This is a genomic window from Pseudomonas gingeri (assembly GCF_013385635.1).
GTDB classification, from domain to species: domain Bacteria; phylum Pseudomonadota; class Gammaproteobacteria; order Pseudomonadales; family Pseudomonadaceae; genus Aquipseudomonas; species Aquipseudomonas gingeri_A.
This window is the reverse complement of the sequence record NZ_JACAPR010000014.1, coordinates 34,482-58,436: the sequence shown is the minus strand read 5'-3', so window position 1 is coordinate 58,436 and position 23,955 is coordinate 34,482. Positions and strand designations below refer to the sequence as shown.

General features: G+C 63.7%; 21 protein-coding genes and 1 pseudogene. 12 read left to right on the top strand and 10 right to left on the bottom strand.

Annotated features, from left to right (window positions below; genetic code table 11):
* Positions 1 to 34 precede the first annotated feature (34 nt).
* From ubiE to HX851_RS45555, 11 genes and pseudogenes are all read left to right on the top strand, one after another.
* Positions 35 to 805: a bifunctional demethylmenaquinone methyltransferase/2-methoxy-6-polyprenyl-1,4-benzoquinol methylase UbiE gene (gene ubiE, locus HX851_RS21355; RefSeq protein WP_177063467.1), complete on the top strand. Its 771-nt coding sequence runs from the start codon at positions 35 to 37 to the stop codon at positions 803 to 805.
* Positions 805 to 1,422 (top strand): ubiquinone biosynthesis accessory factor UbiJ, encoded by a 618-nt coding sequence (locus HX851_RS21350; protein WP_177063466.1) that lies wholly within the window; start codon positions 805 to 807, stop codon positions 1,420 to 1,422. Before ubiE ends, HX851_RS21350 begins: the two co-directional genes overlap by 1 nt.
* Positions 1,419 to 3,023: a ubiquinone biosynthesis regulatory protein kinase UbiB gene (ubiB, locus tag HX851_RS21345; protein WP_177063465.1), complete on the top strand. Its 1,605-nt coding sequence runs from the start codon at positions 1,419 to 1,421 to the stop codon at positions 3,021 to 3,023. Before HX851_RS21350 ends, ubiB begins: the two co-directional genes overlap by 4 nt.
* 80 nt (positions 3,024 to 3,103) lie before the next feature.
* Entirely contained in the window at positions 3,104 to 3,496 is a 393-nt protein-coding gene (gene hisI / locus HX851_RS21340; RefSeq protein ID WP_054060519.1) for a phosphoribosyl-AMP cyclohydrolase, read from the top strand.
* Positions 3,497 to 3,498: 2 nt separating this feature from the next.
* A complete protein-coding gene (locus HX851_RS21335) occupies positions 3,499 to 3,831 on the top strand; it encodes a phosphoribosyl-ATP diphosphatase (protein ID WP_010453594.1) in 333 nt (110 codons plus the stop codon).
* A 26-nt stretch (positions 3,832 to 3,857) separates the two neighbouring features.
* Positions 3,858 to 4,151, top strand: a complete 294-nt coding sequence (locus HX851_RS21330) for a twin-arginine translocase TatA/TatE family subunit (RefSeq protein WP_177063464.1) — start codon at positions 3,858 to 3,860, stop codon at positions 4,149 to 4,151.
* Between the two features lie 10 nt (positions 4,152 to 4,161).
* Complete coding sequence (gene tatB / locus HX851_RS21325; protein ID WP_177063463.1) at positions 4,162 to 4,650, top strand: Sec-independent protein translocase protein TatB; 489 nt, start codon at positions 4,162 to 4,164, stop codon at positions 4,648 to 4,650.
* Positions 4,647 to 5,438 (top strand): twin-arginine translocase subunit TatC, encoded by a 792-nt coding sequence (tatC, locus tag HX851_RS21320; protein WP_177063462.1) that lies wholly within the window; start codon positions 4,647 to 4,649, stop codon positions 5,436 to 5,438. The genes tatB and tatC overlap by 4 nt, the downstream gene beginning before the upstream one ends.
* Positions 5,435 to 6,142 (top strand): 16S rRNA (uracil(1498)-N(3))-methyltransferase, encoded by a 708-nt coding sequence (locus HX851_RS21315; protein ID WP_177064439.1) that lies wholly within the window; start codon positions 5,435 to 5,437, stop codon positions 6,140 to 6,142. The genes tatC and HX851_RS21315 overlap by 4 nt, the downstream gene beginning before the upstream one ends.
* 168 nt (positions 6,143 to 6,310) lie before the next feature.
* Positions 6,311 to 7,369 (top strand): annotated as a pseudogene (locus tag HX851_RS45560) (methyl-accepting chemotaxis protein); the annotation flags it as partial.
* Positions 7,355 to 8,227, top strand: a complete 873-nt coding sequence (locus HX851_RS45555; RefSeq protein ID WP_439899158.1) for a methyl-accepting chemotaxis protein — start codon at positions 7,355 to 7,357, stop codon at positions 8,225 to 8,227. The pseudogene HX851_RS45560 and the gene HX851_RS45555, both read left to right, overlap by 15 nt.
* Positions 8,228 to 8,502: 275 nt before the next feature.
* Here HX851_RS45555 and HX851_RS21305 read toward each other — a convergent pair whose 3' ends face one another.
* The 5 genes from HX851_RS21305 to pip form a co-directional block, all read right to left on the bottom strand.
* A complete protein-coding gene (locus HX851_RS21305; protein ID WP_177063459.1) occupies positions 8,503 to 9,303 on the bottom strand; it encodes a transporter substrate-binding domain-containing protein in 801 nt (266 codons plus the stop codon).
* Between the two features lie 254 nt (positions 9,304 to 9,557).
* Positions 9,558 to 12,128, bottom strand: a complete 2,571-nt coding sequence (gene mdoH, locus HX851_RS21300) for a glucans biosynthesis glucosyltransferase MdoH (RefSeq protein WP_177064437.1) — start codon at positions 12,126 to 12,128, stop codon at positions 9,558 to 9,560.
* Positions 12,121 to 13,947 carry a glucan biosynthesis protein G gene (locus HX851_RS21295; protein ID WP_369680917.1) on the bottom strand — a complete coding sequence of 609 codons (1,827 nt, stop codon included), beginning with the start codon at positions 13,945 to 13,947 and terminating at the stop codon, positions 12,121 to 12,123. Before HX851_RS21295 ends, mdoH begins: the two co-directional genes overlap by 8 nt.
* A gap of 266 nt (positions 13,948 to 14,213) precedes the next feature.
* Positions 14,214 to 14,651: a D-aminoacyl-tRNA deacylase gene (gene dtd, locus HX851_RS21290; RefSeq protein ID WP_177063456.1), complete on the bottom strand. Its 438-nt coding sequence runs from the start codon at positions 14,649 to 14,651 to the stop codon at positions 14,214 to 14,216.
* The gene (gene pip, locus HX851_RS21285) at positions 14,648 to 15,619 is read right to left on the bottom strand and encodes a prolyl aminopeptidase (RefSeq protein WP_177063455.1); all 972 of its coding nucleotides are present in this window, start codon (positions 15,617 to 15,619) and stop codon (positions 14,648 to 14,650) included. Before pip ends, dtd begins: the two co-directional genes overlap by 4 nt.
* A gap of 250 nt (positions 15,620 to 15,869) precedes the next feature.
* Here pip and HX851_RS21280 point away from each other — a divergent pair, with 250 nt between their 5' ends.
* Entirely contained in the window at positions 15,870 to 16,790 is a 921-nt protein-coding gene (locus HX851_RS21280) for a CgnE/CgnB domain-containing protein (RefSeq protein ID WP_177064435.1), read from the top strand.
* Positions 16,791 to 16,883: 93 nt separating this feature from the next.
* Here HX851_RS21280 and hutG read toward each other — a convergent pair whose 3' ends face one another.
* The 5 genes from hutG to HX851_RS21255 form a co-directional block, all read right to left on the bottom strand.
* Complete coding sequence (hutG, locus tag HX851_RS21275; RefSeq protein ID WP_177064434.1) at positions 16,884 to 17,687, bottom strand: N-formylglutamate deformylase; 804 nt, start codon at positions 17,685 to 17,687, stop codon at positions 16,884 to 16,886.
* A 10-nt stretch (positions 17,688 to 17,697) separates the two neighbouring features.
* Positions 17,698 to 18,903: an imidazolonepropionase gene (gene hutI / locus HX851_RS21270; RefSeq protein ID WP_177064433.1), complete on the bottom strand. Its 1,206-nt coding sequence runs from the start codon at positions 18,901 to 18,903 to the stop codon at positions 17,698 to 17,700.
* Positions 18,904 to 18,919: 16 nt separating this feature from the next.
* Entirely contained in the window at positions 18,920 to 20,329 is a 1,410-nt protein-coding gene (locus HX851_RS21265) for an amino acid permease (RefSeq protein ID WP_177064432.1), read from the bottom strand.
* A 277-nt stretch (positions 20,330 to 20,606) separates the two neighbouring features.
* A complete protein-coding gene (hutH, locus tag HX851_RS21260) occupies positions 20,607 to 22,145 on the bottom strand; it encodes a histidine ammonia-lyase (RefSeq protein WP_177064431.1) in 1,539 nt (512 codons plus the stop codon).
* A 108-nt stretch (positions 22,146 to 22,253) separates the two neighbouring features.
* On the bottom strand, positions 22,254 to 23,777 hold the full coding sequence (locus HX851_RS21255) for an HAL/PAL/TAL family ammonia-lyase (protein ID WP_177064430.1): 1,524 nt from the start codon (positions 23,775 to 23,777) through the stop codon (positions 22,254 to 22,256).
* Positions 23,778 to 23,955 lie beyond the last annotated feature (178 nt).

Here is a 23,955-nt window from a genome sequence, read left to right as displayed (position 1 = left end):
AGAATGGCCCGCATTCTCTTCTGGTGACAGCGATATGACTGATCAGCGCAAAGGCAGCGATGCCGAACCCACCACGCACTTCGGCTTCAAGAACGTACCGGAAAGCCAAAAGGCCGAGAAGGTCGCCGAGGTGTTCCACTCCGTGGCCGCCAAGTACGACCTGATGAACGACGTGCTGTCCGGTGGCATGCACCGTTTGTGGAAGCGCTTCACCATCGAGCTGTCCGGCGTGCGCACCGGCAACCGGGTGCTGGATATCGCCGGCGGTACCGGCGACCTGACCAAAAAATTCTCGCACCTGGTAGGCCCCACCGGCCAGGTGGTGCTGGCCGATATCAACGCCTCCATGCTCAAGGTCGGCCGCGACCGCCTGCTGGACCTGGGCGTGGCCGGCAATGTCGAGTTCGTCCAGGCCGACGCCGAGAAGCTGCCGTTCCCGGACAACCATTTCGACTGCGTGACCATCGCCTTCGGCCTGCGCAACGTTACCCACAAGGAAGACGCCCTGCGCTCCATGCTGCGGGTGCTCAAGCCGGGCGGACGCCTGCTGGTGCTGGAGTTCTCCAAGCCGACCAACGCACTGATGTCCAAGGTCTACGACGCCTATTCGTTCGCCTTCATGCCCCTGGCCGGCAAGCTGATCACCAACGACTCGGAAAGCTATCGCTACCTGGCCGAATCGATCCGCATGCACCCGAACCAGGAAACCCTGAAGTCGATGATGGTCGACGCCGGTTTCGACCGCGTGACCTATCACAACATGACCGCAGGCATTGTCGCCCTGCATCGCGGCATCAAGCCCTGATGGTGCTCAGCGGCCTGCTCGCCGGTGTCGAACACGGCCTCAACCGGGTGCTGCGTCTCGACAGCACCGCCCTGGGCCGCCTCGGACACCTGAGCGGCAAGGTCATCGAGGTCGACAGTCCGGCCTTGAAGCTGTTCATCCTGCCCAGCGCTGACGGCCTGATGCTCGCCGCGCACTGGGCCGCCGGCGCCGACTGCATTCTCCGCGCGCCGACCACCAGCCTGCTGAACCTGGCCCTGAGCAAGGACAAGACAGCGGTGCTGCACGGCCCGGAAGTCCACCTGGAAGGCGACAGCGCGGTGCTGCTGGACCTCGCCGGGGTGCTGCAGGACCTGGAGCTGGACTGGGAGTACGAACTCTCGCGCTGGCTCGGCCCGGTGGCCACGCAACTGATCAGCGGTCACCTGCGCAGCCGGGCCGGCTGGTATCGCCAGGGGTTCGCCAGCCTCAACCAGAACCTCGCCGAATACCTCAGCGAAGAATCCCGGGCCCTGGTCGGCAAGCACGAGGCCGAGGCCCGCTTCGCCGAACTCGACCAGATCAAGCTAGATTTAGAACGACTCGAGGCGCGCTTCGAACGCCTCTCCCGATCCCTCAACTCCAGCGATAACGCATGAAGCTGCTTGCCGTCCGCCGTCTGTTGCGCATCCAGCGCGTCGTGATCCGCTACCGTCTCGATGACCTGCTGTTCGAGCTGCCCCTGCCCTGGTTTCTCCTGGCCCTGCGCTTTGCCCTGCCGTGGCGCTGGTTCCCGCGCAAGCCACTGGAACTGAGCCGTGGCGCGCGGCTGCGCCTGGCGATGCAGGACCTGGGGCCGATCTTCATCAAGTTCGGGCAGATTCTCTCGACCCGCCGCGACCTGCTGCCCGAAGACATCGCCGACGAACTGATGCTGCTGCAGGACCGCGTACCGCCGTTCGACTCGCAAAAGGCCGTGGAACTGATCGAGTCGCAACTGGGCAAGAAGATCAGCGAGGTCTTCAGCCGTTTCGACATCGAACCGCTGGCCTCGGCCTCGGTGGCCCAGGTCCATGCCGCACAGCTGAAAAGCGGCGAGGAAGTGGTGGTAAAAGTCATCCGCCCGGGCCTCAAGCCGATCATCGCCCAGGACCTGGCATGGCTGTTCATCCTGGCCCGCGCCGCCGAGCGGGTTTCGTCGGACGCGCGCCTGCTGCATCCGGTGGACGTGGTCAGCGACTACGAAAAGACCATCTACGACGAACTCGACCTGCTGCGCGAGGCGGCCAACGCCAGCCAGTTGCGCCGCAACTTCGAAGGTTCGGACATGATGTACGTGCCCCAGGTCTACTGGGACTGGTGCCGGCCGAAAGTCCTGGTGATGGAGCGTATCTACGGCATCCAGGTCACCGACCTGGCGACCCTCGCCGACCAGCGCACCGACATGAAGATGCTCGCCGAGCGCGGCGTGGAGATCTTCTTCACCCAGGTGTTCCGCGACAGCTTCTTCCACGCCGACATGCACCCCGGCAATATCTTCGTCAGCACCGTCAATCCGTGGAGCCCGCAGTACATCGCCATCGACTGCGGCATCGTCGGCAGTCTGACCCCGCAGGACCAGGACTACCTGGCACGCAACCTGTTCGCCTTCTTCAAGCGTGATTATCGCCGCGTCGCCCAGTTGCACATCGATTCTGGCTGGGTGCCGGCGCACACCAAGCTCAACGAATTCGAGGCGGCGATCCGTACCGTCTGCGAGCCGATCTTCGAGAAACCGCTGAAGGACATCTCCTTTGGCCAGGTGCTGATGCGCCTGTTCCAGACCGCGCGGCGCTTCAACATGGAGGTCCAGCCGCAGTTGGTGCTGCTGCAGAAGACCCTGCTCAATATCGAAGGCCTGGGTCGCCAGTTGTACCCGGACCTCGACCTGTGGAGTACCGCCCAGCCGTTCCTCGAACGCTGGATGCGCGAACGGGTCAGCCCGAAAACCCTGCTGGGCAACCTGCAGAGCCAGGTCGAGCAACTGCCGCATCTGGCCGACATGACCCGCGACCTGCTCGAACGCCTGTCGCAGCCCCATGCCGCCGACCCCGAGCCGAAATGGAAAAAGCGCAAGGACGACTGGCTGCTGCGCCTGCTCGGTTCGCTGCACCTGGGCGGCGGCGCATTCCTCGCCGCCGGCGGGCCGCTGCATGAGCTGGGGCACTGGCCGGCGGCGATCATGGTGGCCATCGGTTTGTATCTGGTCGTGCGCCGATAGCCAGTGAGGCCGCCGGCTGGCAAACTGTCCATTCGCCGAGGTCCCACCACGCAGGTAGGGCCCGGTTGTCGGAGTCGAAGATGAAAGACTGGCTGGACGAGATCAAATGGGACAGCGACGGCCTGGTGCCGGCCATTGCCCAGGATCACAAGACCGGGCGCGTCCTGATGATGGCCTGGATGAACCGCGAGGCACTGCAACTGACCGCCCGCGAAAACCGCGCCATCTACTGGTCGCGTTCCCGTGGCAAACTGTGGCGCAAGGGCGAAGAGTCCGGGCACGTGCAGCACCTGCACGAAATGCGCCTGGACTGTGACGCCGACGTGATCATCCTGATGGTCGAGCAGGTCGGCGATATCGCCTGCCACACCGGCCGCCAGAGCTGCTTCTACCGCGTTTACGAAAACGACGGCTGGAAGACGGTCGATCCGGTCCTCAAGGACCCGCACAGCATCTACGCAGCAGGACACTGAACATGACTGACACCCTGACCCGCCTGGCCCAGGTGCTGGAAGAGCGCAAAGGCGCCGCCGCCGACAGTTCGTACGTCGCCAGCCTGTACCACAAGGGCCTGAACAAGATTCTGGAGAAGGTCGGCGAAGAGTCGGTCGAGACCATCATTGCCGCCAAGGACGCCGCCATCAGTGGCGATTGCAGCGATGTGATCTACGAAACCGCCGATTTGTGGTTCCACAGCCTGGTCATGCTGGCCCAACTGGGGCAGCATCCGCAGGCCGTGCTGGATGAGTTGGACCGTCGCTTCGGATTGTCCGGACACGCCGAGAAAGCCTCGCGCCCGTCCGCCTGAACAACTTTTAAGAGAGGAACAGCACCATGGGCATTTTTGACTGGAAACACTGGATCGTCATCCTGGTTGTCGTCGTACTGGTGTTTGGTACCAAGAAACTCAAGAACCTCGGCACCGATGTCGGCGAATCGATCAAGGGCTTCCGCAAGGCCATGAACGACGACGAGAAGCCTGCGGAACCTGCCGTACCGCCGGTCGCCCAACCTGCTCCGCCGGTACAGCCACAGGCCACTGCCCAGCAGAACACGCCGCACACCATCGACGTGCAGGCGCAAAAAGTCGAAGAGTTCGTAAACAAAGAGCCCCGCAATCATTCGTGAGTGCTGACTAATGTTCGGTATCAGCTTCAGTGAATTGCTGCTCGTCGGCCTCGTGGCCCTGCTGGTCCTCGGCCCCGAGCGCCTGCCGGGCGCCGCGCGCACGGCGGGCCTGTGGGTCGGCCGCCTGAAACGCAGCTTCAACGCGATCAAGCAGGAAGTGGAACGGGAAATCGGTGCCGACGAGATTCGCCGGCAACTGCACAACGAACACATCCTGTCCCTGGAGCAGGAAGCCCGCAAGATCCTGTCGCCGGTCCAGGAACCGGCACCGGCGGTCGCCGAACAGACGATTCACCCCGTGGCCGCGCCAAGCTTGCCGGGCGAGCCATTGCCGGGCGATCTGCCGTCGACCACCGTGCCGGCCAGCGACGCGGTGCCGGTGCTCGGCGCCGTCGAACCGGCCCCACATGTGCCGACGCCGAGCGAAACCGCTGTTCCCGCGCCGACGCCCAGTGCGCCAGCTTCTCATGACCCTACTTTGCCGCCGCGAGCCCCATGAGCGATATTCCGGAAAACGACCAGCACATGCCGCTGGTTTCGCACCTCACCGAGTTGCGCACCCGCCTGCTGCGTTGTGTCGCGGCGATCTTCCTGATCTTTGCCGGGCTGTTCTCCTTTACCCAGCAGATCTACACCTTCGTCTCCACGCCGTTGCGCCAATACCTGCCGACCGGGGCGACGATGATCGCCACCGACGTCTCGTCGCCGTTCCTGACGCCGCTCAAGCTGACCATGATGGTCTCGCTGTTCCTGGCGATCCCGGTGATCCTGCACCAGATCTGGGGCTTTATCGCGCCCGGCCTGTACAAGCATGAAAAACGCATCGCCGTGCCGTTGCTGGTGTCGAGCATCGCGCTGTTCTATACCGGCATGGCCTTCGCCTACTACCTGGTGTTTCCGCTGATCTTCAAGTTCTTCGCCGCCGCGACTCCGGCCGGCGTGGAAATGATGACCGACATCACCAGCTACCTCGACTTCGTCATGACGCTGTTCTTCGCCTTCGGCGTGGCCTTTGAAATCCCCGTGGCCGTGGTGCTGCTGGTGTGGATCGGCGTGGTCGACGTCAAGTACCTGAAGAAAATCCGTCCGTACGTGGTCATCGGCTGCTTCGTGGTCGGCATGATCCTGACCCCGCCGGACGTGTTCTCGCAGACCCTGCTGGCCGTACCCATGTGGCTGCTGTTCGAGATCGGCATCCTGTTCGGCAGCCTGGTCAGCAAGCGTGGCGAGCACCCGCAGGACGCCCCTACCGATAACGACGCCCAACCGCCAGCACCGCAAGCGTGAACCTGCTGCTGCTGGAAGAGGCCGATTTTATCGCGGCCGACCGGGTGGTACTGCGCGATCGGCGCCTGACCCATATGCAGGAAGTCCACCGCGTGGCGCTGGGCGACAACCTGCGGGTGGGACGTATCGGCGGCCTGATGGGTAACGCCGAGGTCGTGCGTCTTGACGCCAGCGAGGCGGAACTGCGGGTCAGCCTCGACCAGCCGCCACCGGCCAAGCTGCCGCTGACCCTGATCCTTGCCCTGCCACGGCCGAAGATGCTCCGCCGGGTGTTCCAGACCATCGCCACCATGGGCGTGCCCAAGGTTGTGCTGGTCAACAGCTACCGTGTGGAAAAGAGCTTCTGGCAGACCCCCTTCCTCGAACCCGAGGCGATTCGCGAACAACTGGTCCTCGGCCTGGAACAGACCCGCGATACCGTGCTACCAAAGGTCGTCATCGAGAAACGCTTCAAGCCCTTCGTCGAGGACCGCCTGCCGGCCATCAGCGCGGGCACCCTGGGGCTGGTCGGCCATCCCGGCAACTACCCGCCCTGCCCACGCGGGCTGGATGAGCCGGTGACGTTGGCCATCGGCCCGGAAGGCGGCTGGATCCCCTACGAAATCGACCTGCTGGGCAAATCCGGCCTGCAACCAGTGCAGCTCGGCGAGCGCATCCTGCGGGTCGAAACCGCCGTCACCGCCCTGCTCGCCCGTCTTTTCTGACTGCCCGCCTCCTGTAGGAGCCGGCTTGCCGGCGATTGGCGGCCTCACGCCTCCCCACCGGATCAAGGGGGATATCCATCTACAGAAATCCCCTCGCGGGCCGATACAGCGGCACTACTAAAATAAATCCGCCGCCAGGCTTACGAGCACCTGTCAGGAGTCCGTCCCATGTACCGTTGGCTAGCCCAGAACCTGGGCAATGTGAGCGTCAATCTGAAACTCGGCATCGGCTTCAGCCTGGTGCTGCTACTGACAGTCGTCATCACCTTTACCGGTTGGACCGGCCTGAGCTCGGTGATCAATCGCGGCGACAAGCTGGGCTATATCTCCAGCCTCAACTTGCTGACCAAGGACCTGCGCATCGCCCGTCTGGACTATGAAATGCGCAAGGGCGAACAAGGCCCCGGCGTGGTCAACGACCTGCTGGGCAAACTGGAAAACGGCCTGCAGAGCGCCCGCAAGCAGGTGGAAACCCCTGAAAGCATCACCCTGATCGACCAGCAACTGGCGGCCCTCGCCGAATACAAGCGGGCCTTCGCCGATATGAACCAGGCCATGCAGAATCGCGAGAGCGCTCGCAGCGCGCTCGGGGCCAACGCCGACAATGCCGTCGCCAAGGTCACCGAGGTGGAGAAAGCCATGTTGCAGGGCGACAGCGTCGCCCAGTTCAACAGCGTGGTCGACCTCAGCAAGCTGCTCCAGCAGGCCCGCTACCAGGTCCGCGGCTACACCTACAGCGGCAGAAGCGATGCTGAACAACCAGCCCTGGAGGCCATCGACAGCGCCCTGGGCAGCCTCGCCAGCTTGCCGGCCAAGTTGCCGGAACAGCACCAGGCCAACCTCCAGCAGGCCGGCACATCCTTCAAGGCTTATCGCGCAGCCGTCGGCGCGTTCCGCGACTCCCAGGTCGCCAGCGCCCAGGCGCTCAAGCGCATGGAAGAACAAGGCAACAAACTGCTGGGGCTCAGCGATCAACTCACCGAACTGCAAACCGGCCGACGTGACAGCGACGCGGCCAACGCGAAAAACATGCTCGGCATCGCCACCGCCCTGGCCTTGCTGTTCGGCGTCATCGCCGCCTGGGCCATCACCCGGCAGATCGTGATTCCGCTGCAACAGACCCTCAAGGTCGTCGAACGCGTGGCTTCCGGCGACCTGAGCCACGACCTGGAAACCAGCCGTCACGACGAACTCGGCCAATTGCAACGGGCCATGCACAGCATGACCGTCAGTCTGCGCAAGCTGATCGGCGGCATCAGTGAAAGCGTCACCCAGATCGCCAGCGCCGCCGAACAACTGTCCGCCGTCACCGAGCAGACCAGCGCCGGGGTCAACAGCCAGAAGGTCGAGACCGACCAGGTCGCCACGGCCATGCACGAGATGACCGCCACCGTGCAGGAAGTCGCGCGTAACGCCGAAGAGGCCTCGGAAGCCGCCGTCGCGGCCGACCAGCAGGCCCGCGAGGGCGACAAGGTGGTCGGTGAAGCCATCGCCCAGATCGAGCGCCTGGCGACCGAAGTCGGCAACTCCACCGCGGCCATGAGCCATCTCAAGGCCGAAAGCGACAAGATCGGCAGCGTGCTCGACGTGATCAAGTCGGTGGCCCAGCAAACCAACCTGCTGGCCCTCAACGCCGCCATCGAAGCGGCCCGCGCCGGTGAAGCCGGACGCGGTTTCGCGGTGGTCGCCGATGAAGTGCGCAGCCTGGCCCAACGCACCCAGAAGTCCACCGAGGAAATCGAGGAACTGATCGTCGGCCTGCAGAGCGGCACCCAGCAGGTGGCGAACATCATGGACAACAGCCGCAGCCTGACCGACAGCAGCGTCGAGTTGACCCGTCGCGTCGGCGGCTCGCTGGAAAACATCACCCGCACCGTGTCGGCGATCCAGGCGATGAACCAGCAGATCGCCGCCGCCGCCGAACAGCAGAGTGCCACCGCGGAAGAGATCAACCGCAGCGTGCTGAATGTCCGGGACGTTTCCGAGCAGACCTCGTCGGCCAGTGAGGAAACCGCCGCCTCCAGCATCGAACTGGCACGCCTGGGCAACCACTTGCAGGTCCTGGTCAGCCATTTCCGGCTGTAGCCGCCCCGTCATCCGGGGGGCCGCCAAGGCCTCCCAACTCCTTCAAGCACAAGGGAATTCCCTTACAGCCTGATCAGGTCAGTTGCAGCGCCTGGTGGAGCGCTTCAAGGTCTGAAGCATCTCTGCGCCGATCATTGATGATCGTTCCCACGCTCCAGCGTGGGAATGCAGCACGTGACGCTCTGCGTCACAACAGCGGACGCGGAGCGTCCAAGGAAGCATTCCCACGCGGAGCGTGGGAACGATCAGCGTGGGAACGACCATCAATACTGGTTTCAGTCGATCTCGGCCAGCCAGGCGGTTTCCTTGAACCACTTGTCATGGATCCGATCATAGGTGCCATCTTCGGCGATCTGGTGGAGGAAATGGTTGATCCAGTTCAGGCTGTCGTGGTCGCCCTTCTTCAGGCCAAAAGCCAGGGGCTCATAGGTAAAGGGCTGCTCCAGGCACAGCAGCTTGCCCTGGCCCAGCTTGTTCACCGCCACCAGGTTGTAGGGCGCGTCATGGATAAAGGCATCCGCCTTGCCGTCGATCACGTCCCGCACGCCCTCCTCCTCGGTGGCGTAGCTGACCAGTTGGGCCTTGCCGATCATTCTCCTGGCCACTATTTCACCGGTGGTGCCGGCCTTGACCCGGATGCGGTAGCCGGGTTCGTTCAGATCCTCGAAACTCTGCACCTTGCTCGCCAGTTCCAGCGGAATCAACAGTGTCTGCCCGACCACGATAAAGGGATCGCTGAAGTTCAGGCGCAGGTTGCGCTCCTGGGTCAGGGTCATGCCGCTGGCGACCAGGTCGGTCTTGCCCGCCAGCAGATTGGGGATCAGTTCCGGGTAACTGCTGGGCAACAACTCCAGCTTCACGCCGAGGGACTTGCTCATCTCGTGCAGCAGGTCGATTTCAAAGCCCACGACCCGCCCCAGCTTGTCAGTCATCTGAAACGGCATATAGGTCGGATTGGTACCGACCTTGAGGCTTCCCCGCCTGACCGCTTCGTCGATGGCGCCCGCCTGGAGCCAGCAGGCGTGGAAGAGCGTGGCGGCGCCCAGCAACAGTATCGACAGATACCTTTTCGTCATGAAGATTCCTTGGTCCATTTCCCGATGATGCCGGCAGTTCCTGGCGCACTGTGCGAAGCCACAGTCGCCGGCAAGCCTGGTCGGCACGATTTCGGGGCGCGATCCTAACGCACTCGATCACGCTGCCATACGGCGTCGGACGGGTCTTTTGTTACCAAATGACAATAGATGCGGGGGAGGTGCTGGAGGGGAAATACACTGTAACGATGAAGCCTGCACCCTCCCCTGGACCGACGGCCCAGGGGAAGATGTATTCAGGCCGGCTGACCAGCCACCGCAGCCGGTTGCAGTGGCAGCAGCGGCGCATGGGGATCGGCCTTGACCGAATCACGCCAGGCCGTCAGCCACTCCGCATGGCCTTCGCTCCAGACCTGCGCATGCAGGCGGGCCAGGGCCACCGGATCGCTCAGCAATTGCAGGCGGGAGTGGTTGTCCAGCGCCGCCGGACCGACCTTCAACGCATGCCGTACGCGCTCGATACGCAGCCATTCGATCGGCTCGGCCTGACCGTGGCGGGCAGTGGCCAGGGCACACGCCAGGGCGTTCTGTTGCGGATCGACCACGGCCCGGACAAAACCGTCGTTCAGCGCGTGCCAACGGTTTTCATGGGTGTACTCGTCCGTTGCCAGCAGCGCCTGGGGCGGGTTGTATTCCTCGGGGATGAGGAACAGGCTTTCGTCCTTCGAACGCAGGCCCAGCTTGACCCGGCTGGAGATCACCGACACCGGGATCGACAGCATCAGCGAACCGACGATCGGCACCAGCCACCAGAGGAAGCTCGGGTTGAGCCAGATCACCAGCAAGGCCCAGAGCGCACCCAGCACGGTTTGCGGACCGTGGCGGCGCACCGCTTCGCTCCACGGCGTGGAGTCGTCGTCACGCTGCGGTGAGTTCCAGGTCGCCGCCCAGCCGAGAAACGCGGCCAGCACGAAGCGGGTGTGGAAAATCATCCGCACCGGCGCCAGCAGCATGGAGAACAGCATCTCCAGCAGCATCGACAGGGTCACCTTGAACTTGCCGCCGAACTCTTTCGCGCCCTTGGCCCAGATCAGGATGATGCTCAACAGCTTGGGCAGGAACAGCAGCACGATGGTGGTGGAGAACAGCGCCACCGCCTTGTCCGGATGCCATTGCGGCCACAGCGGGTAAAGCTGGCGCGGCTCCATGAAGTACTGCGGCTCCATCAGCGTGTTGACCGCCAGCAGGGCCGTCGACAGCACCAGGAAGAAGAACCATAGCGGGGCCGACAGGTAGGACATCACGCCGGTGAGGAACACCGCGCGGTGCACCGGGTGCATGCCCTTGACCAGGAACAGGCGGAAGTTCATCAGGTTGCCGTGGCACCAGCGACGGTCGCGCTTGAGCTCGTCCAGCAGGTTCGGCGGCAACTCTTCGTAGCTGCCCGGCAGGTCGTAGGCAATCCACACGCCCCAGCCGGCGCGGCGCATCAGCGCGGCTTCGACGAAGTCGTGGGAGAGGATCGCACCGGCGAACGCGCCTTTGCCGGGCAACGGCGCCAGGGCGCAGTGCTCGATGAACGGCTTCATGCGGATGATCGCGTTGTGGCCCCAGTAGTGGGACTCGCCCAACTGCCAGAAGTGCAGGCCGGCAGTGAACAGCGGACCGTAGACGCGGGTCGCGAACTGCTGCATGCGGGCATACAGGGTGTCCATGCCCGACGCCCGTGGCGCGGTCTGGATGATCCCGGCGTCCGGCGTGGCTTCCATCAGGCGCACCAGGCTGGTCAGGCATTCGCCGCTCATGACGCTGTCGGCGTCGAGCACCACCATGTACTTGTAGTCGCCGCCCCAACGACGGCAGAAGTCGTCGAGGTTGCCGCTCTTGCGCTTCACGCGACGACGGCGACGGCGGTAGAAGATCCGGCCGAAACCCGAAGCTTCGCGACAGACATCCAGCCAGGCCTGTTGCTCGGCGACGCAGATATCGGTGTCGTTGCTGTCGCTGAGGACAAAGAAGTCGAAGCGATCCAGGTCACCGGTGGCCGCGACCGACTCGAAGGTCGCTCGCAGGCCGGCGAAGACCCGCGGCACGTCTTCGTTGCAGATCGGCATGACGATGGCGGTACGCGCATCCTTGGCAATCGGCTCGCTACCGGCACTGGCACCGGAAATACGGTACTTGTCGTGCCCGGTCAGGAGTTCGAGGAAGCCCATCAAGGCGGTCCAGAAACCCGCCGAGACCCAGCAGAACAGGATCCCGAACAGCACCAGGATGCTCGTCTGCAAGGCATACGGCAGCACTTGCTGGGCCGTCTGCAGCAGCGGTTGGCGCATCACTTCGTTGAGATCGACGAACGACCAGCCCTGGTAAGGCATGATGCCTTTCATATACCAGCCGGCGACGATGGTCTGGCCCAGCATCAGCACCAGCAGAATGTAGCGGCGGATCGAACCCACGGTGCGCCAGCGCGCATGGGGCAGGTCGCGCTTGTCATCCTTGGGTGCCGGCGGATTGCTGCGGCCGGTCAGGCGGCGCCAGCCACGCACCAGGATATTGGTGCGCCAGGGCTCGGGCACGACCCGGGTCCGGCGGATCGGCGGCGTGGCCTTGAGACAGACCCGGCCACTGGCGTCGACCGCGAGCATCTCGGCGTCCTCCAGCTCAGAGGCCGAGTTGAGGCTCAGGCGACGCCCCACCGAGGCTTGCGCAGCCTCGGCGGAGTCGACGGACGGATGGGCGCTGAGGCGCTCATGCAGCTCGGCGAACGAGCCGCAGCTCGCCAGCTCGGCGCGCTGCTCGGCGCTCAGCGGCAGGTGCGCCAGGTACTCGGAAAGAGTCTCTGGCTGGGCGATTGAATTACTCATCGGCAGGCAACTGGTAGCTCCAGGTCTCGGTCAGGACTTGTTCAGTCTTCACCGGTTCCGGGGTGGTAGGGGCAGCCTCGGGAGCCGGCGCCGGGGCGTCATGCTCTTTCTTGTCCTTGGCCTTGTTATCCGCGCCCTTGGCCGCGTCTTTCTCCTGGGCCTTGGCTTCTTTCTCCTGGGCCTTGGCTTCTTTCTCCTGGGCCTTGGCTTCTTTTTCCTGGGTCTTGGCCGCTACCTTGTCGGCCTTGACGACCTGGGACGAGGCCTTGGCCGGCTCAGGCGTGACGATGTCCTTGACCAGCGCCGCGCGCATTTCGGTGGACTTGCCCGGATCCTTGATCTTCAGGCGCAGGGTCAGGCGCCAGCCCTGGGTTTCCGAGTTGTAGCGCAGGGTGTTTTCCACCACTTCGGCGTTGTCGCCGACGCTGACCTGGCTGCGTACCGGCGCATCTTCCGGCAAGGCCTTGAGGGACGGCCCCTCGAAGTCCACCAGATAGGCGACGCTGCCGTCCGGCTGGCGGATCAGGTTCGATTGCTTGACGTCACCGGTGGACTTCAGGGTCTGCTTGACCCAGGCGCTGTCCGGCGAATGCAGGGCGGCTTCGTCCTGGGTCCAGTGCATGCGGTAGGCGAAGTTCATCGCTTCGCCCGGCTGGGCGAGTTTTTCCGGATTCCAGAAAGCCACGATGTTGTCGTTGGTTTCGTCGGCGGTCGGGATCTCTACCAGGTCGACGGTGCCCTTGCCCCAATCGCCCTTCGGCTCGATCCAGGCACTCGGGCGCTTGTCGTAGCGATCATCGAGATCTTCGTAGTGGCTGAAATCACGACCCCGTTGCAGCAGTCCGAAACCACGCGGGTTCTCCACGGAGAAGTTGCTCACCGCCAGGTGTTTCGGATTGTTCAGCGGACGCCACAGCCATTCGCCGTTCCCGGCGTGGATCGACAGGCCACTGGAATCGTGCAGCTCGCGACGGTAGTTGAGGACTTTCGACGGCTGGTTGGCGCCGAACAGGAACATGCTGGTCAGCGGGGCCACGCCCAGCTTGCCGACCTTGTCACGCAGGAACATCTGCGCCTTCACGTCGACGATGGTGTCGGTGCCCGGACGCAGGATCAGCCGGTAGGCGCCGGTGGCCCGTGGCGAATCGAGCAGGGCGAAGATCACCAGGTGCTTGTCGGTCGGCTTGGGCTGCTGGATCCAGAACTCGGTGAAGCGCGGGAACTCTTCACCGGACGGCAGCGCGGTATCGATCGCCATGCCACGGGCGGACAGGCCATAGGCCTGGCCCTTGCCGACGACGCGGAAGTAGCTCGCGCCGAGCATGGTCATGATTTCGTCTTGCTTGTCGGCCTTGTTGATCGGGTAAAGCACGCGGAAACCGGCATAACCCAGTTGCTCGGTGGTTTTAGGATCGAACTTCATGTCGCCGAAATCGAAACGGCTCGGGTCGTACTTGATCTCCGAGACATCGTTGGCGGTGATTTCGTTGATTTTCACCGGGGTGTCGAAATGCATGCCCTGGTGATAGAACGACAGCTTGAACGGGGTCTTCTGATCGGCCCATTCGGCCTTGTCGGTCAGGAAGCGGATTTTCTGATAGTCCGCAAACTTCATCTCACGAAATTCGTTCGGCAGATTGCTGCGCGGAGCTTCGTATTTCTGCCCGGCCAGGGTCTTCGCCTTGGCCGCCACATCGTCCAGATTGAATGCAAAGAGTTGGCCGGCGCTGAGCAGGCAAAGCAGTGCGGAACCCGTCACCAGTGCTTTTCGTAACCCTTTGGCAGTCAATTTTGGTGCATTACAGGGACTAACAATCACGAGCAACCCTCGCCGAAAACAGATCAAAAAACCAACGGCTAGCTATCTATATGCCAGGTTGGCGAGCATTGTTCCGACTCCTCTGGGGCTAAATGATTCCCCAAACGGCGTCGGACAAGTCTCTACCTAAGTCAAAATGGACCAACGAACGCTGATCCCCATAGCGCGCGATTATCTAGTAGGCCGCGTTACAACGCATCAGGCGAAACAAAGTATTTATCGACAAATCCCCCTGTTTTCAGCCCGATACGTCGTTTTTGGTGCTTTCAGGTCTGTAACAGGAAGGTTACCGGGCCATCATTGACCAGATGCACCTTCATATCCGCCCCGAAACGCCCCGTCGCCACTTGGCCATGCAATCGTTGCGCCTGTGCCACTACATAGTCGAAAAGTGCCTCGGCGGTCGCCGGAGGCGCCGCCGTGGAGAAGCTCGGGCGCAATCCGCTCTGGGTATCGGCGGCCAGGGTGAACTGCGAGACCAGCAGCAACCCGCCACCGATATCCGCCAGGGAAAGGTTCATCTTGCCCTGGGGATCGCTGAACACCCGATAGTTAAGCAGCTTCTTCAGAAGTTTGTCGGCACTGGCGCGGGTGTCATCGGGTTCGACGGCCAGCAGCACCAGCAAACCCTGGTCGATGGCTCCGACCACCTCACCCGCGACCTCGACCCGTGCGCCACTGACGCGCTGCAGCAGGCCCTTCATGCTTCTTCGGGAGGCAGATCGAGCAGGCGCCGCGCCATCTGGCTGGCCGCGCGCACCAGCGCATCGGTGATACCCGGCTCCGACGCGGCGTGACCGGCATCGCGGATCACCTGCAGCTCGCTGTTGGGCCAGGCCTGATGCAACTCCCAAGCGTTGTCCAGCGGGCAGATCACATCGTAGCGACCGTGTACGATCACGCCAGGCAGATGGGCGATCTTGTCCATGTCGCGAATCAGTTGGTTGGGTTCCAGGAACGCATTGTTGGTGAAGTAATGGCACTCGATCCGGGCTATCGACAGGGCCCGCTGCGGCTCGGAGAAGCGATCGACCACCAGCGGGTTGGGACGCAGGGTCGCGGTACGGCCTTCCCAGGTCGACCAGGCCTTGGCGGCATGCATCTGGGCGATCTGGTCGTTGCCGGTCAGGCGCTTGTGAAAAGCGGTCAGCAGGTCGCCGCGCTCGTCCAGCGGGATCGGTGCCAGGTAATCCTGCCAGTAGTCCGGGAACAGGCGACTGGCGCCGGCCTGGTAGAACCACTCGATTTCCTGCGGACGGCAGAGAAAGATGCCCCGCAGGATCAGGCCATGGACCCGCTCCGGGTGGGTCTGGGCGTACGCCAGGGCCAGGGTCGAGCCCCAGGAACCGCCGAATAGCACCCATTTGTCGATCCCCAGGTGCTCGCGAATCCGCTCCAGGTCCGCCACCAGGTCCCAAGTGGTGTTGTTTTCCAGGCTGGCGTGGGGCGTCGAACGACCGCAACCACGCTGGTCGAACGTGACGATACGGTACAGGTTGGGGTCGAAATAACGCCGACTCTGGGCGTCACAGCCGGCACCCGGGCCGCCGTGAATGAATACCACCGGCAAGCCCTCGGGCGAGCCGCTTTCGTCGACATACAGCACATGCGGCTCATCCACGGCCAGATCGTGCCGGGCGTAGGGTTTGATCTGCGGGTACAAAGTCTGCATCACGCGCTCCGTAAGGGTCGAGGTCATCCCTGTGGGGACTTCTATTATTCTGCCGTCCGGCATCATAAACCCGAATTGCCGAAACGGCATGCCCTTGTCAAAAGCGCCGCCGCGCAACCCCTCCCCAGGCGCCTAGCCGTTCGGTCAGTGTTCAAATCGGTTCAATAAACGTTTCAATACCCAGGGTAAAACCGAGCGGCAGGAGCTGCTCCACCGGGCTATCAGAGCCAGACATGAAAGGGAGTTTCGAATGTGCCAGTACCGCTTGCCCGACCTGCTTTCCTACCCGGAAAAAGCCATTATCGTCGCCGATAACGAAATGTTTATCCGTGGCCTCTGCGAACTGGGGCTTGAGGCCAGCCTGCTGGGATCGCTGGAAAAGCTGCCGGCACAGAGCCTGGGGTTTTCCTTTTCCAGCCAGGGCGCCCGGCAGTTCTACCAGCGCGCGGCGCGAACCGGCCACAAGCAGACGCTGCTATGCCCGCTGCATGTCTTCGAGCCCAGCCTGGAAAACGCCCTTTACAGCCTGATGCTGTTGTTGCGCAGCAACTTTGCCGATTGCCTGCAACGCCAACAGGACACCCTGAGGCTGTTGAGTGGCCAGCAACGGTTGCGCCTGAGCAGTGCCAGCAGCCGGGCCGAGGTCTGGCTCGACCACCATTCAACGCCCTATGCCATGACCCGCGACGAGATCGGCAGCAACTTCGTGCTGTCGGTCACCGAGCTGTTCGAGGTGCACTATGCCCATATGAACCCGGACGGCCCCGACCTGTTCCAGGTCAGCGGCGTGCTGCATGTCAGCGGCCTGCTGATGTCCCGGGGCAGCCGGGCCCAGTCGCTGCCGCACGAGCTGGTGGTCGACATGCAGGCGCTGGCCGCCAACGTCGCCCGCCACGATGCCTGGCTGCAGGTCGAGCGCAATCGGGTGCTCTCGCTCAAGGTCGCGGGCCGGGAGTACGTCGACCTGTTGCGCCGGGCCGCCGGCAAGCGCGGGCTGCTGCTCAGCGAATTTGCCATCGGGGTCAATGACGCCATCGGACCGAACATCAACTACAGCCACAACTCGCCGATGAACGAAGGCATCAGGGGTGTCCACGTGGCCATCGGGGATGGGGCCAGCGGCTATCACATCGACTTTCTCAGCCCCGGGGTCGAGGTGCTCCCCCTGTAGGAGCCGGCTTGCTGGCGATGAGGCCAGTGGGTCTTGCACCGCCTGATTGGCCGCCATCGCCGGCAAGCCGGCTCCTACAATAAACCGAAGCCATCAGCGGCCGTAGCGCTCTTCGCCCCAGGCCAGCAGGCCTTGCAGCAGTTCCCTGAGCACGACCCGCGTCGGCTCGGCCAGGTCGCTGCGGTAGTTGAACGGTTCGAACTCTTCCATATAGGTGCACTGGCCCAGTTCCAGCTGCACGGCATGGATGTGCTCGGCGGGATGGCCGTAGTGACGGGTGATATGACCGCCCTTGAAACGCCCGTTGAGCACATGGCTGTAGGCCGGATGGCCGGCACAGATAGCTTCCAGGCGCGACGCCAGTTGTGGATCGCAGGCCGCACCATTGAACGTGCCGAGGTTGAAGTCCGGCAGCTTGCCCTCGAACAGGTGCGGAATCACCGAGCGGATCGAGTGGGCATCGAACAGCAGCGCATAGCCGAACTCGGCCTTGAGCCGCGCCAGTTCATCCCGCAGGGTGCGGTGATACGGCGTCCACACCTGTTCCAGGTAGGTCGCCCGCTCCTCGGCGGACGGCACCTGGCCTTCCTGGAACAACGGCACGCCGTCGAACAGCGTCGCCGGGTAGAGACCGGTGGTGGCCCCGACATACAACGGTTTGTCGTCGGACGGACGGTTGAGGTCGATGACAAACCGCGAATATTCAGCGGCCAGGGTACTGGCACCGAGCGCCTCGGCGAAGTCGTACAGCCTTGGAATATGCCAGTCCGTATCCGGCAGGCCGCGGGCCTCGGGAATCAACCCGTCCCGGACCGCCGGGGTCAGTTTCAACCCGGCGTGGGGCATGCTGATCAGCAACGGCACGCGGCCTTGTTTGAAGCTCAGGACGTTATCCACAACCATTCTCCTAGATCAGTACTTCAATGCCGTGGCGCACCACGCGTTTGCTCAGGTCACCGCCCAGCCAGTAAGCCAGGTCAGCCGGACGCTCGATCTGCCAGGCGACGAAGTCCGCCACCTTGCCGATCTCCAGGGAACCGTGGCTGTCGCCCATGCCCAGCGCCGTAGCGGCGTGCAGGGTGACACCGGCCAGGGCTTCTTCCGGGGTCATGCGGAACAGTGTGCAGGCCATGTTCAACATCAGGCGCAGCGACAGCGCCGGCGAAGTCCCCGGGTTGAGGTCGCTGGCGACGGCGATCTTCACCCCATGCTTGCGCAGGGCATCCATCGGCGGCAGTTGGGTTTCGCGCAGGAAATAGAAGGCGCCGGGCAGCAACACCGCCACGGTACCGGCGGCCGCCATGGCGATGGCGTCCTCTTCGGTCATGAACTCCAGGTGATCCGCCGACAACGCCTGATAACGCGCCGCCAGGCTCGAACCGTGCAGCGAAGACAATTGCTCGGCGTGCAGTTTCACCGGCAGGCCGAGTTGCCGGGCGACCTTGAAGACACGCTCGACCTGGGCCGGGGAAAACGCCAGGTATTCGCAGAACGCGTCGACCGCATCCACCAGGCCATCGGCCGCCAGAGCCGGGAGCATTTCGGTGCAGATATGCTCGATGTAGTCATCGGCGCGATCCTTGTACTCCGGCGGCAACGCGTGGGCCGCCAGGCAGGTGCTGCGTACGGTCACCGGCAGTTCGGCGCCCAGACGGCGGATCACCTTGAGGATCTTGCGCTCGCTGTCCAGGTCCAGGCCATAGCCCGACTTGATCTCGACACTGGTCACACCATCACGCAGCAGACAGGTCAGACGCTGCCGGGCGCTGGCGAACAGTTCGTCCTCGCTGGCGGCACGGGTTGCCCGCACGGTACTGGCGATACCGCCCCCGGCGGCGGCGATCTCGGCGTAGCTCACGCCTTGCAGGCGCTGCTCGAACTCACCGCTGCGGTTGCCGCCGAACACCGTGTGGGTATGGCAATCGATCAACCCCGGTGTCACCCAGGCCCCTTCAAGATCATTGACCTGTGGATAATCCGCAACCGGCAGTTCGGCGCGCGGGCCGATCCACTCGATCTTCGACGCCACGGTCACGATGGCGGCATCCTCGATGATCGAGTAGGTGCCTTGCGCCATGCTTGCAACGTGACAGTTCTGCCAAAGGGTTTTCATCCGGGGCCTCCGTGGGCTATCGATGAGACAAGGAAGGATCTTGCACGACCCGCGCCGCCTGGGCCGCCGCCGGCTTGACCCAGATCAGGTAGGCCAGCACCAGCAGGCCGATCCACACCGCGCCGACGATCAGCGCCGGACGGCTGTCCGGGAACCAGCCCAGCACGCCGAAGATAAAGGCCATGAAGGCGATGGCCGCCATCGGTGCATAGGGCCAGAACGGCACGGGGAACTTCAGCTGGGCCGCGTCTTCGCGGCTCATCGAGCGACGCATGGCGACCTGGGTGATCAGGATCATGATCCACACCCAGACGGTGGCGAAGGTCGCGATCGAGGCGATCAGCAGGAACACGTTTTCCGGGATCAGGTAGTTCAGCACCACGCCACCCAGCAGGGCCGCGCCCATCACTACCACGGTCATCCACGGCACGCCGGCGCGGGACAATCGGGCAAAGGCCTTGGGCGCCTGCCCTTGCTGGGCCAGGCCGTACATCATGCGCCCGGCGCCGAAGATGTCGCTGTTGATTGCCGAAACGGCCGCCGAGATCACCACGATATTGAGGATAGTCGCCGCCGAGCCGATGCCCAGGTTCTGGAAGATCTGCACGAACGGGCTACCCTGGCTGCCGATCTGCGGCCATGGGTAGATGGACATCAGCACGAACAGGGTCAGCACATAGAACAGCAGGATGCGCACCGGCACCGCATTGATCGCCTTGGGGATCACCCGCTGCGGGTCCTTGGCCTCGCCGGCGGTGACACCGATGATCTCGATACCGCCGAAGGCGAACATCACCACCGCGAACGAGGCGATCATCCCGGCCGCGCCATTGGGCATGAAGCCGCCATGGGCCCAGAGATTGCTGATGCCGACCTCAGCAGTTGGCGTAGCCGTGCTGATGCCGAAGAACATGATGCCGAAACCGCCGAGGATCATCGCGACAATGGCGCCGACCTTGAGCAGTGACAGCCAGAACTCCATTTCACCGAAGACCTTCACCGCGCACAGGTTCAGCGCGCCGATAAAGAACACGATACCGAGGACCCAGACCCAGCGGTCGACCTCGGGAAACCAGAAGCCCATATAGATGCCGAAGGCGGTGACGTCGGCCAGGCCGACAATGACCATCTCGAAGGCGTAGGTCCAGCCGAGGATAAAGCCGGACATCGGCCCGACGTAGGTGCTGGCGTATTGGCCGAAGGAACCGGACACCGGGTTGTGCACCGCCATTTCACCGAGGGCGCGCATCACCATGAACACCGCGGCGCCACCGATCAGGTAGGCCAGCAACACGGCCGGACCGGCCATTTGGATGGCCGAGGCGGAACCGTAGAACAACCCTGTGCCGATGGCGGACCCCAGGGCCATGAAGCGAATATGTCGAGCAGAAAGCCCGCGTTTCAAACCTGTGACTGGCTGTTGCATGACTCGTCCTTAATTATTCTTATCGGTACAGATCGATGAGAATCAGACTTGTGGCGAAGGTCTTGCGGCCACCCGGCCGCAAAAAGGGGTCGCAGAGTACCCAACCCGACCGGCCCAGGCAAAAAGCATCTGCCGGGTGGCGGGCCTGCACTTCAACCTGTGGGAGCGGGCTTGCCCGCGAATAAAGACAGCACGGTCGCACAGTTACACCGCGTCATCGTTCTTCGTGGGCAAGCCCACTCCCACAGAAGTCGCCCAAATCTGTTCCTGGCAATGCTTACAGGCTTGGCAGCAACTTCGCCGGGACCAGCGGGGTCAGGCAGCGGGACGCCAGCAGCTCGCTGGCCGCTTCGATATCCGGGGCGAAGAAACGGTCCTTGTCGTAGTAGGCGACTTTTTCACGCAGGGTCGCTCGTGCGGTTTCCAGGGTCGGCGAGGTTTTCAGGCCGTTGCGCAGGTCCAGGCCCTGGCAGGCTGCCAGCCATTCGACCGCGAGAATCCCACGGGTGTTCTCGGCCATTTCCCACAGGCGCTTGCCGGCGGCCGGCGCCATCGACACATGGTCTTCCTGGTTGGCGGAAGTCGGCAGGCTGTCGACGCTGTGCGGGTGCGACAGGGCCTTGTTCTCGCTGGCCAGGGCCGCCGCGGTCACCTGGGCGATCATGAAGCCGGAGTTGACGCCGCCATTGGCCACCAGGAACGGCGGCAGTTGCGACATGTGCTTGTCCATCATCAACGAGATACGGCGCTCGCTCAGGGAACCGATCTCGGCAATCGCCAGGGCCATGTTGTCGGCGGCCATGGCCACCGGTTCGGCGTGGAAGTTGCCGCCGGAAATCACGTCGCCTTCCGCCGCGAACACCAGCGGGTTGTCCGATACGGCGTTGGCTTCGACCACCAGCACTTCGGCCGCCTGGCGGAACTGGGTCAGACAGGCGCCCATGACCTGCGGCTGGCAGCGCAGGGAGTACGGATCCTGGACCTTCTCGCAGTTCTCGTGGGAGTCGGACACTTCACTGCGCTCGCCCAGCAGGTGGCGATAGCTCGCTGCCGCGTCGATCTGGCCGCGCTGGCCGCGCGCATCATGGATACGGGCGTCGAACGGCGAACGCGAACCCAGCACCGCCTCGACGGTCAGGCCACCGGCGACCAGGGCACCGGCAAACAGGTCTTCGCCTTCGAACAGGCCACGCAGGGCAAAGGCGGTGGACACCTGGGTACCGTTGAGCAGCGCCAGGCCTTCTTTCGCGGCCAGGGTCAGCGGTTGCAGGCCGGCCTGTTTCAGCGCGGTCGTGGCGTCCAGCCACTCACCCTTGTAGCGGGCCTTGCCTTCACCCAGCAGCACCAGCGACATATGGGCCAATGGCGCCAGGTCGCCGGAGGCGCCGACCGAGCCCTTCAGCGGAATGTGCGGATAAACCTCGGCATTGATCAGCGCGATCAGCGCGTCGATCACCTGCCGACGAATCCCGGAGAAGCCCCGGCTCAGGCTGTTGACCTTGAGCACCATGATCAGGCGCACCAGCGCGTCGCTGATCGGCGCACCGACACCCGCGGCATGGGACAACACCAGGGAGCGCTGGAGGTTTTCCAGGTCTTCGCTGGCGATGCGGGTCGACGCCAACAGGCCGAAACCGGTGTTGATGCCGTAGGCGGTGCGGTTTTCCGCGAGGATCTGCTCGACGCAGGCGACGCTGGCCTCGATCTGCGCCGAAGCACTGTTGTCGAGAGTCAGTTTGACCGGCTGCTGATACACGGCACGCAGTTGTGCCAGGGTCAGTTGGCCGGGAATCAGGTTTAACGCAGTCACATTCATGCTCCTTTTGAGAGTTTTATTAACTACCAGTCGCTCCGGAAGCTTCCGTTATCCGTCGCTGTCCGCTTTTTGAGCGGATGGCGCCTTGGCACGCTGGTTATCGTGGAATCAGTGCAGGTTCGGCAAGCGGTCGTGCAAGAGGGTGGCGTCCTTGAGAATCGCCGCCGCGCTGGCGATATCCGGCGCCAGCCAGCGGTCCTGCTCATAGGCCGGCACACGCTCGCGCAGCAGTTTCCAGGCGGCGTCGGTGCCGGCGCCGAAGCGCTGCTCCTTGAGGAACTCAAAGGCCTGGGCCGCCAGCAGATACTCGATGGCGAGGACCTGGGTGCAGTTTTCCAGGACCTGATGCAGCTTGAGCGCGGCGTTGGTGCCCATGCTCAGATGATCTTCCTGCAGGGCGGAGGTGACGTAGTTGTCGAGCACCGCCGGTTGCGCCAACTGGCGATTCTGCGCACAGAGGGACGCAGCGACGTACTGCACGATCATCATCCCCGAGTTGACGCCCGGCTGGCTGACCAGGAACGCCGGCAAGCCGCTGACATGAGGGTTGATCAGGCGATCGAGGCGACGCTCGGCGATCGAGCCGATTTCCGCCATGGCAATTGCCAGCAGATCCGCCGCGAGGGCGACCGACTGACCGTGGGGGTTGGCCTGGGACATCACCCGGAAGTTGTCCGGCGTCCCCAGCAGCAGCGGGTTGTCGGTGCAACCGTTGAGTTCGGTTTCGATCTGCCGGGTGGCGTGGGCCAGTTGATCGCGGGCCGCGCCGTGGACCTGCGGGATCGAACGGATGCTCAGGGCGTCCTGGGTACGAATGCCCTTGCTCGCGGCGATTACTTCACTGCCAGCGAGCAGGCCGCGCAGGTTGTTGCCGACCTGCTGCATGCCGGGATGCGGCTTGAGCGCGATGATTTCTGCGTCGAACGCGGCGATCTGTCCGCGCTGGGCCTCGAAGCTCATCGCCGCGGTCACGTCGGACCACCGCACCAGCCGGTGCGCGTCGGCCAGGGCCAGGCAGCTCAGGCCACTCATGCACGGCGTGCCGTTGACCAGGCACAGTCCGTCCTTGGCCCCCAGTTGCACCGGTTGCAGGCCTTCCTCGGCCAGCGCCTGCTGCGCGGCAACGATCTGCCCGCGGTAGCTGACCTGGCCGACACCGAGCAGGGCCACGCCGATATGGGCCATATGGGTCAGGTAACCGACCGAGCCCTGGGAGGGTACTTGCGGGGTGATGCCGTGGTTGAGCAGCGCCAGCAGGGCTTCGACCACCTGGCGGTGCAGGCCGGACTTGCCGTGGCTGTAGTTGATGATGGCGGCGCAGATGATCGCCCGGGTCTGCTCGTCGACCAACGGCGCGCCGACGCCACAGGCATGGCTGAGCAGGGTGTTGCGTGACAACTGGCTGAGTTGTTCGCCGGACAGCGACACGTTGGACAGGCCGCCGAGGCCGGTGTTCACGCCATACGCCCGCTCGCCGCTGACGACGATCCGCTGGACGATGGCCTGGGCGTTGTCGATCCGCGCCCAGGTCTGTGGCGCCAGCTCGAGCCGCGCGCCGTGACGGGCCACCGCGACCACATCCTGCCAGCGCAACGGCGCATCGGCGATAACGATTTTTTCAGCCTGGGACATCTTCAACCTCATCCTTACAACCTGAATATTGATACAACTTCACCGCCGCCTTCGCGGCGGTGCGGCACCCCGAAAAGCCCGCTCACACCGGCTCCGGAGCGAGCCCGAACTTCCCAAACCACCCCGAACCCCGTGGGAGCGGGCTTGCCCGCGAAGAGGCCCGCACAACACCCGAGCC

What these genes read in the sequence shown, in the direction of transcription:
- HX851_RS21305 (WP_177063459.1), bottom strand. Translation starts at nt 9,303, where the DNA reads ATGACGAAAAGGTATCTGTCGATACTGTTGCTGGGCGCCGCCACGCTC.
- tatC (WP_177063462.1), top strand. Translation starts at nt 4,647, where the DNA reads ATGAGCGATATTCCGGAAAACGACCAGCACATGCCGCTGGTTTCGCAC.
- hutH (WP_177064431.1), bottom strand. Translation starts at nt 22,145, where the DNA reads ATGAATGTGACTGCGTTAAACCTGATTCCCGGCCAACTGACCCTGGCA.
- tatB (WP_177063463.1), top strand. Translation starts at nt 4,162, where the DNA reads ATGTTCGGTATCAGCTTCAGTGAATTGCTGCTCGTCGGCCTCGTGGCC.
- HX851_RS21255 (WP_177064430.1), bottom strand. Translation starts at nt 23,777, where the DNA reads ATGTCCCAGGCTGAAAAAATCGTTATCGCCGATGCGCCGTTGCGCTGG.
- pip (WP_177063455.1), bottom strand. Translation starts at nt 15,619, where the DNA reads ATGCAGACTTTGTACCCGCAGATCAAACCCTACGCCCGGCACGATCTG.
- ubiB (WP_177063465.1), top strand. Translation starts at nt 1,419, where the DNA reads ATGAAGCTGCTTGCCGTCCGCCGTCTGTTGCGCATCCAGCGCGTCGTG.
- HX851_RS21335 (WP_010453594.1), top strand. Translation starts at nt 3,499, where the DNA reads ATGACTGACACCCTGACCCGCCTGGCCCAGGTGCTGGAAGAGCGCAAA.
- hutI (WP_177064433.1), bottom strand. Translation starts at nt 18,903, where the DNA reads ATGAAAACCCTTTGGCAGAACTGTCACGTTGCAAGCATGGCGCAAGGC.
- dtd (WP_177063456.1), bottom strand. Translation starts at nt 14,651, where the DNA reads ATGAAGGGCCTGCTGCAGCGCGTCAGTGGCGCACGGGTCGAGGTCGCG.
- mdoH (WP_177064437.1), bottom strand. Translation starts at nt 12,128, where the DNA reads ATGAGTAATTCAATCGCCCAGCCAGAGACTCTTTCCGAGTACCTGGCG.
- HX851_RS21280 (WP_177064435.1), top strand. Translation starts at nt 15,870, where the DNA reads ATGTGCCAGTACCGCTTGCCCGACCTGCTTTCCTACCCGGAAAAAGCC.
- HX851_RS21330 (WP_177063464.1), top strand. Translation starts at nt 3,858, where the DNA reads ATGGGCATTTTTGACTGGAAACACTGGATCGTCATCCTGGTTGTCGTC.
- HX851_RS21265 (WP_177064432.1), bottom strand. Translation starts at nt 20,329, where the DNA reads ATGCAACAGCCAGTCACAGGTTTGAAACGCGGGCTTTCTGCTCGACAT.
- ubiE (WP_177063467.1), top strand. Translation starts at nt 35, where the DNA reads ATGACTGATCAGCGCAAAGGCAGCGATGCCGAACCCACCACGCACTTC.
- HX851_RS21350 (WP_177063466.1), top strand. Translation starts at nt 805, where the DNA reads ATGGTGCTCAGCGGCCTGCTCGCCGGTGTCGAACACGGCCTCAACCGG.
- hisI (WP_054060519.1), top strand. Translation starts at nt 3,104, where the DNA reads ATGAAAGACTGGCTGGACGAGATCAAATGGGACAGCGACGGCCTGGTG.
- HX851_RS45555 (WP_439899158.1), top strand. Translation starts at nt 7,355, where the DNA reads ATGCACAGCATGACCGTCAGTCTGCGCAAGCTGATCGGCGGCATCAGT.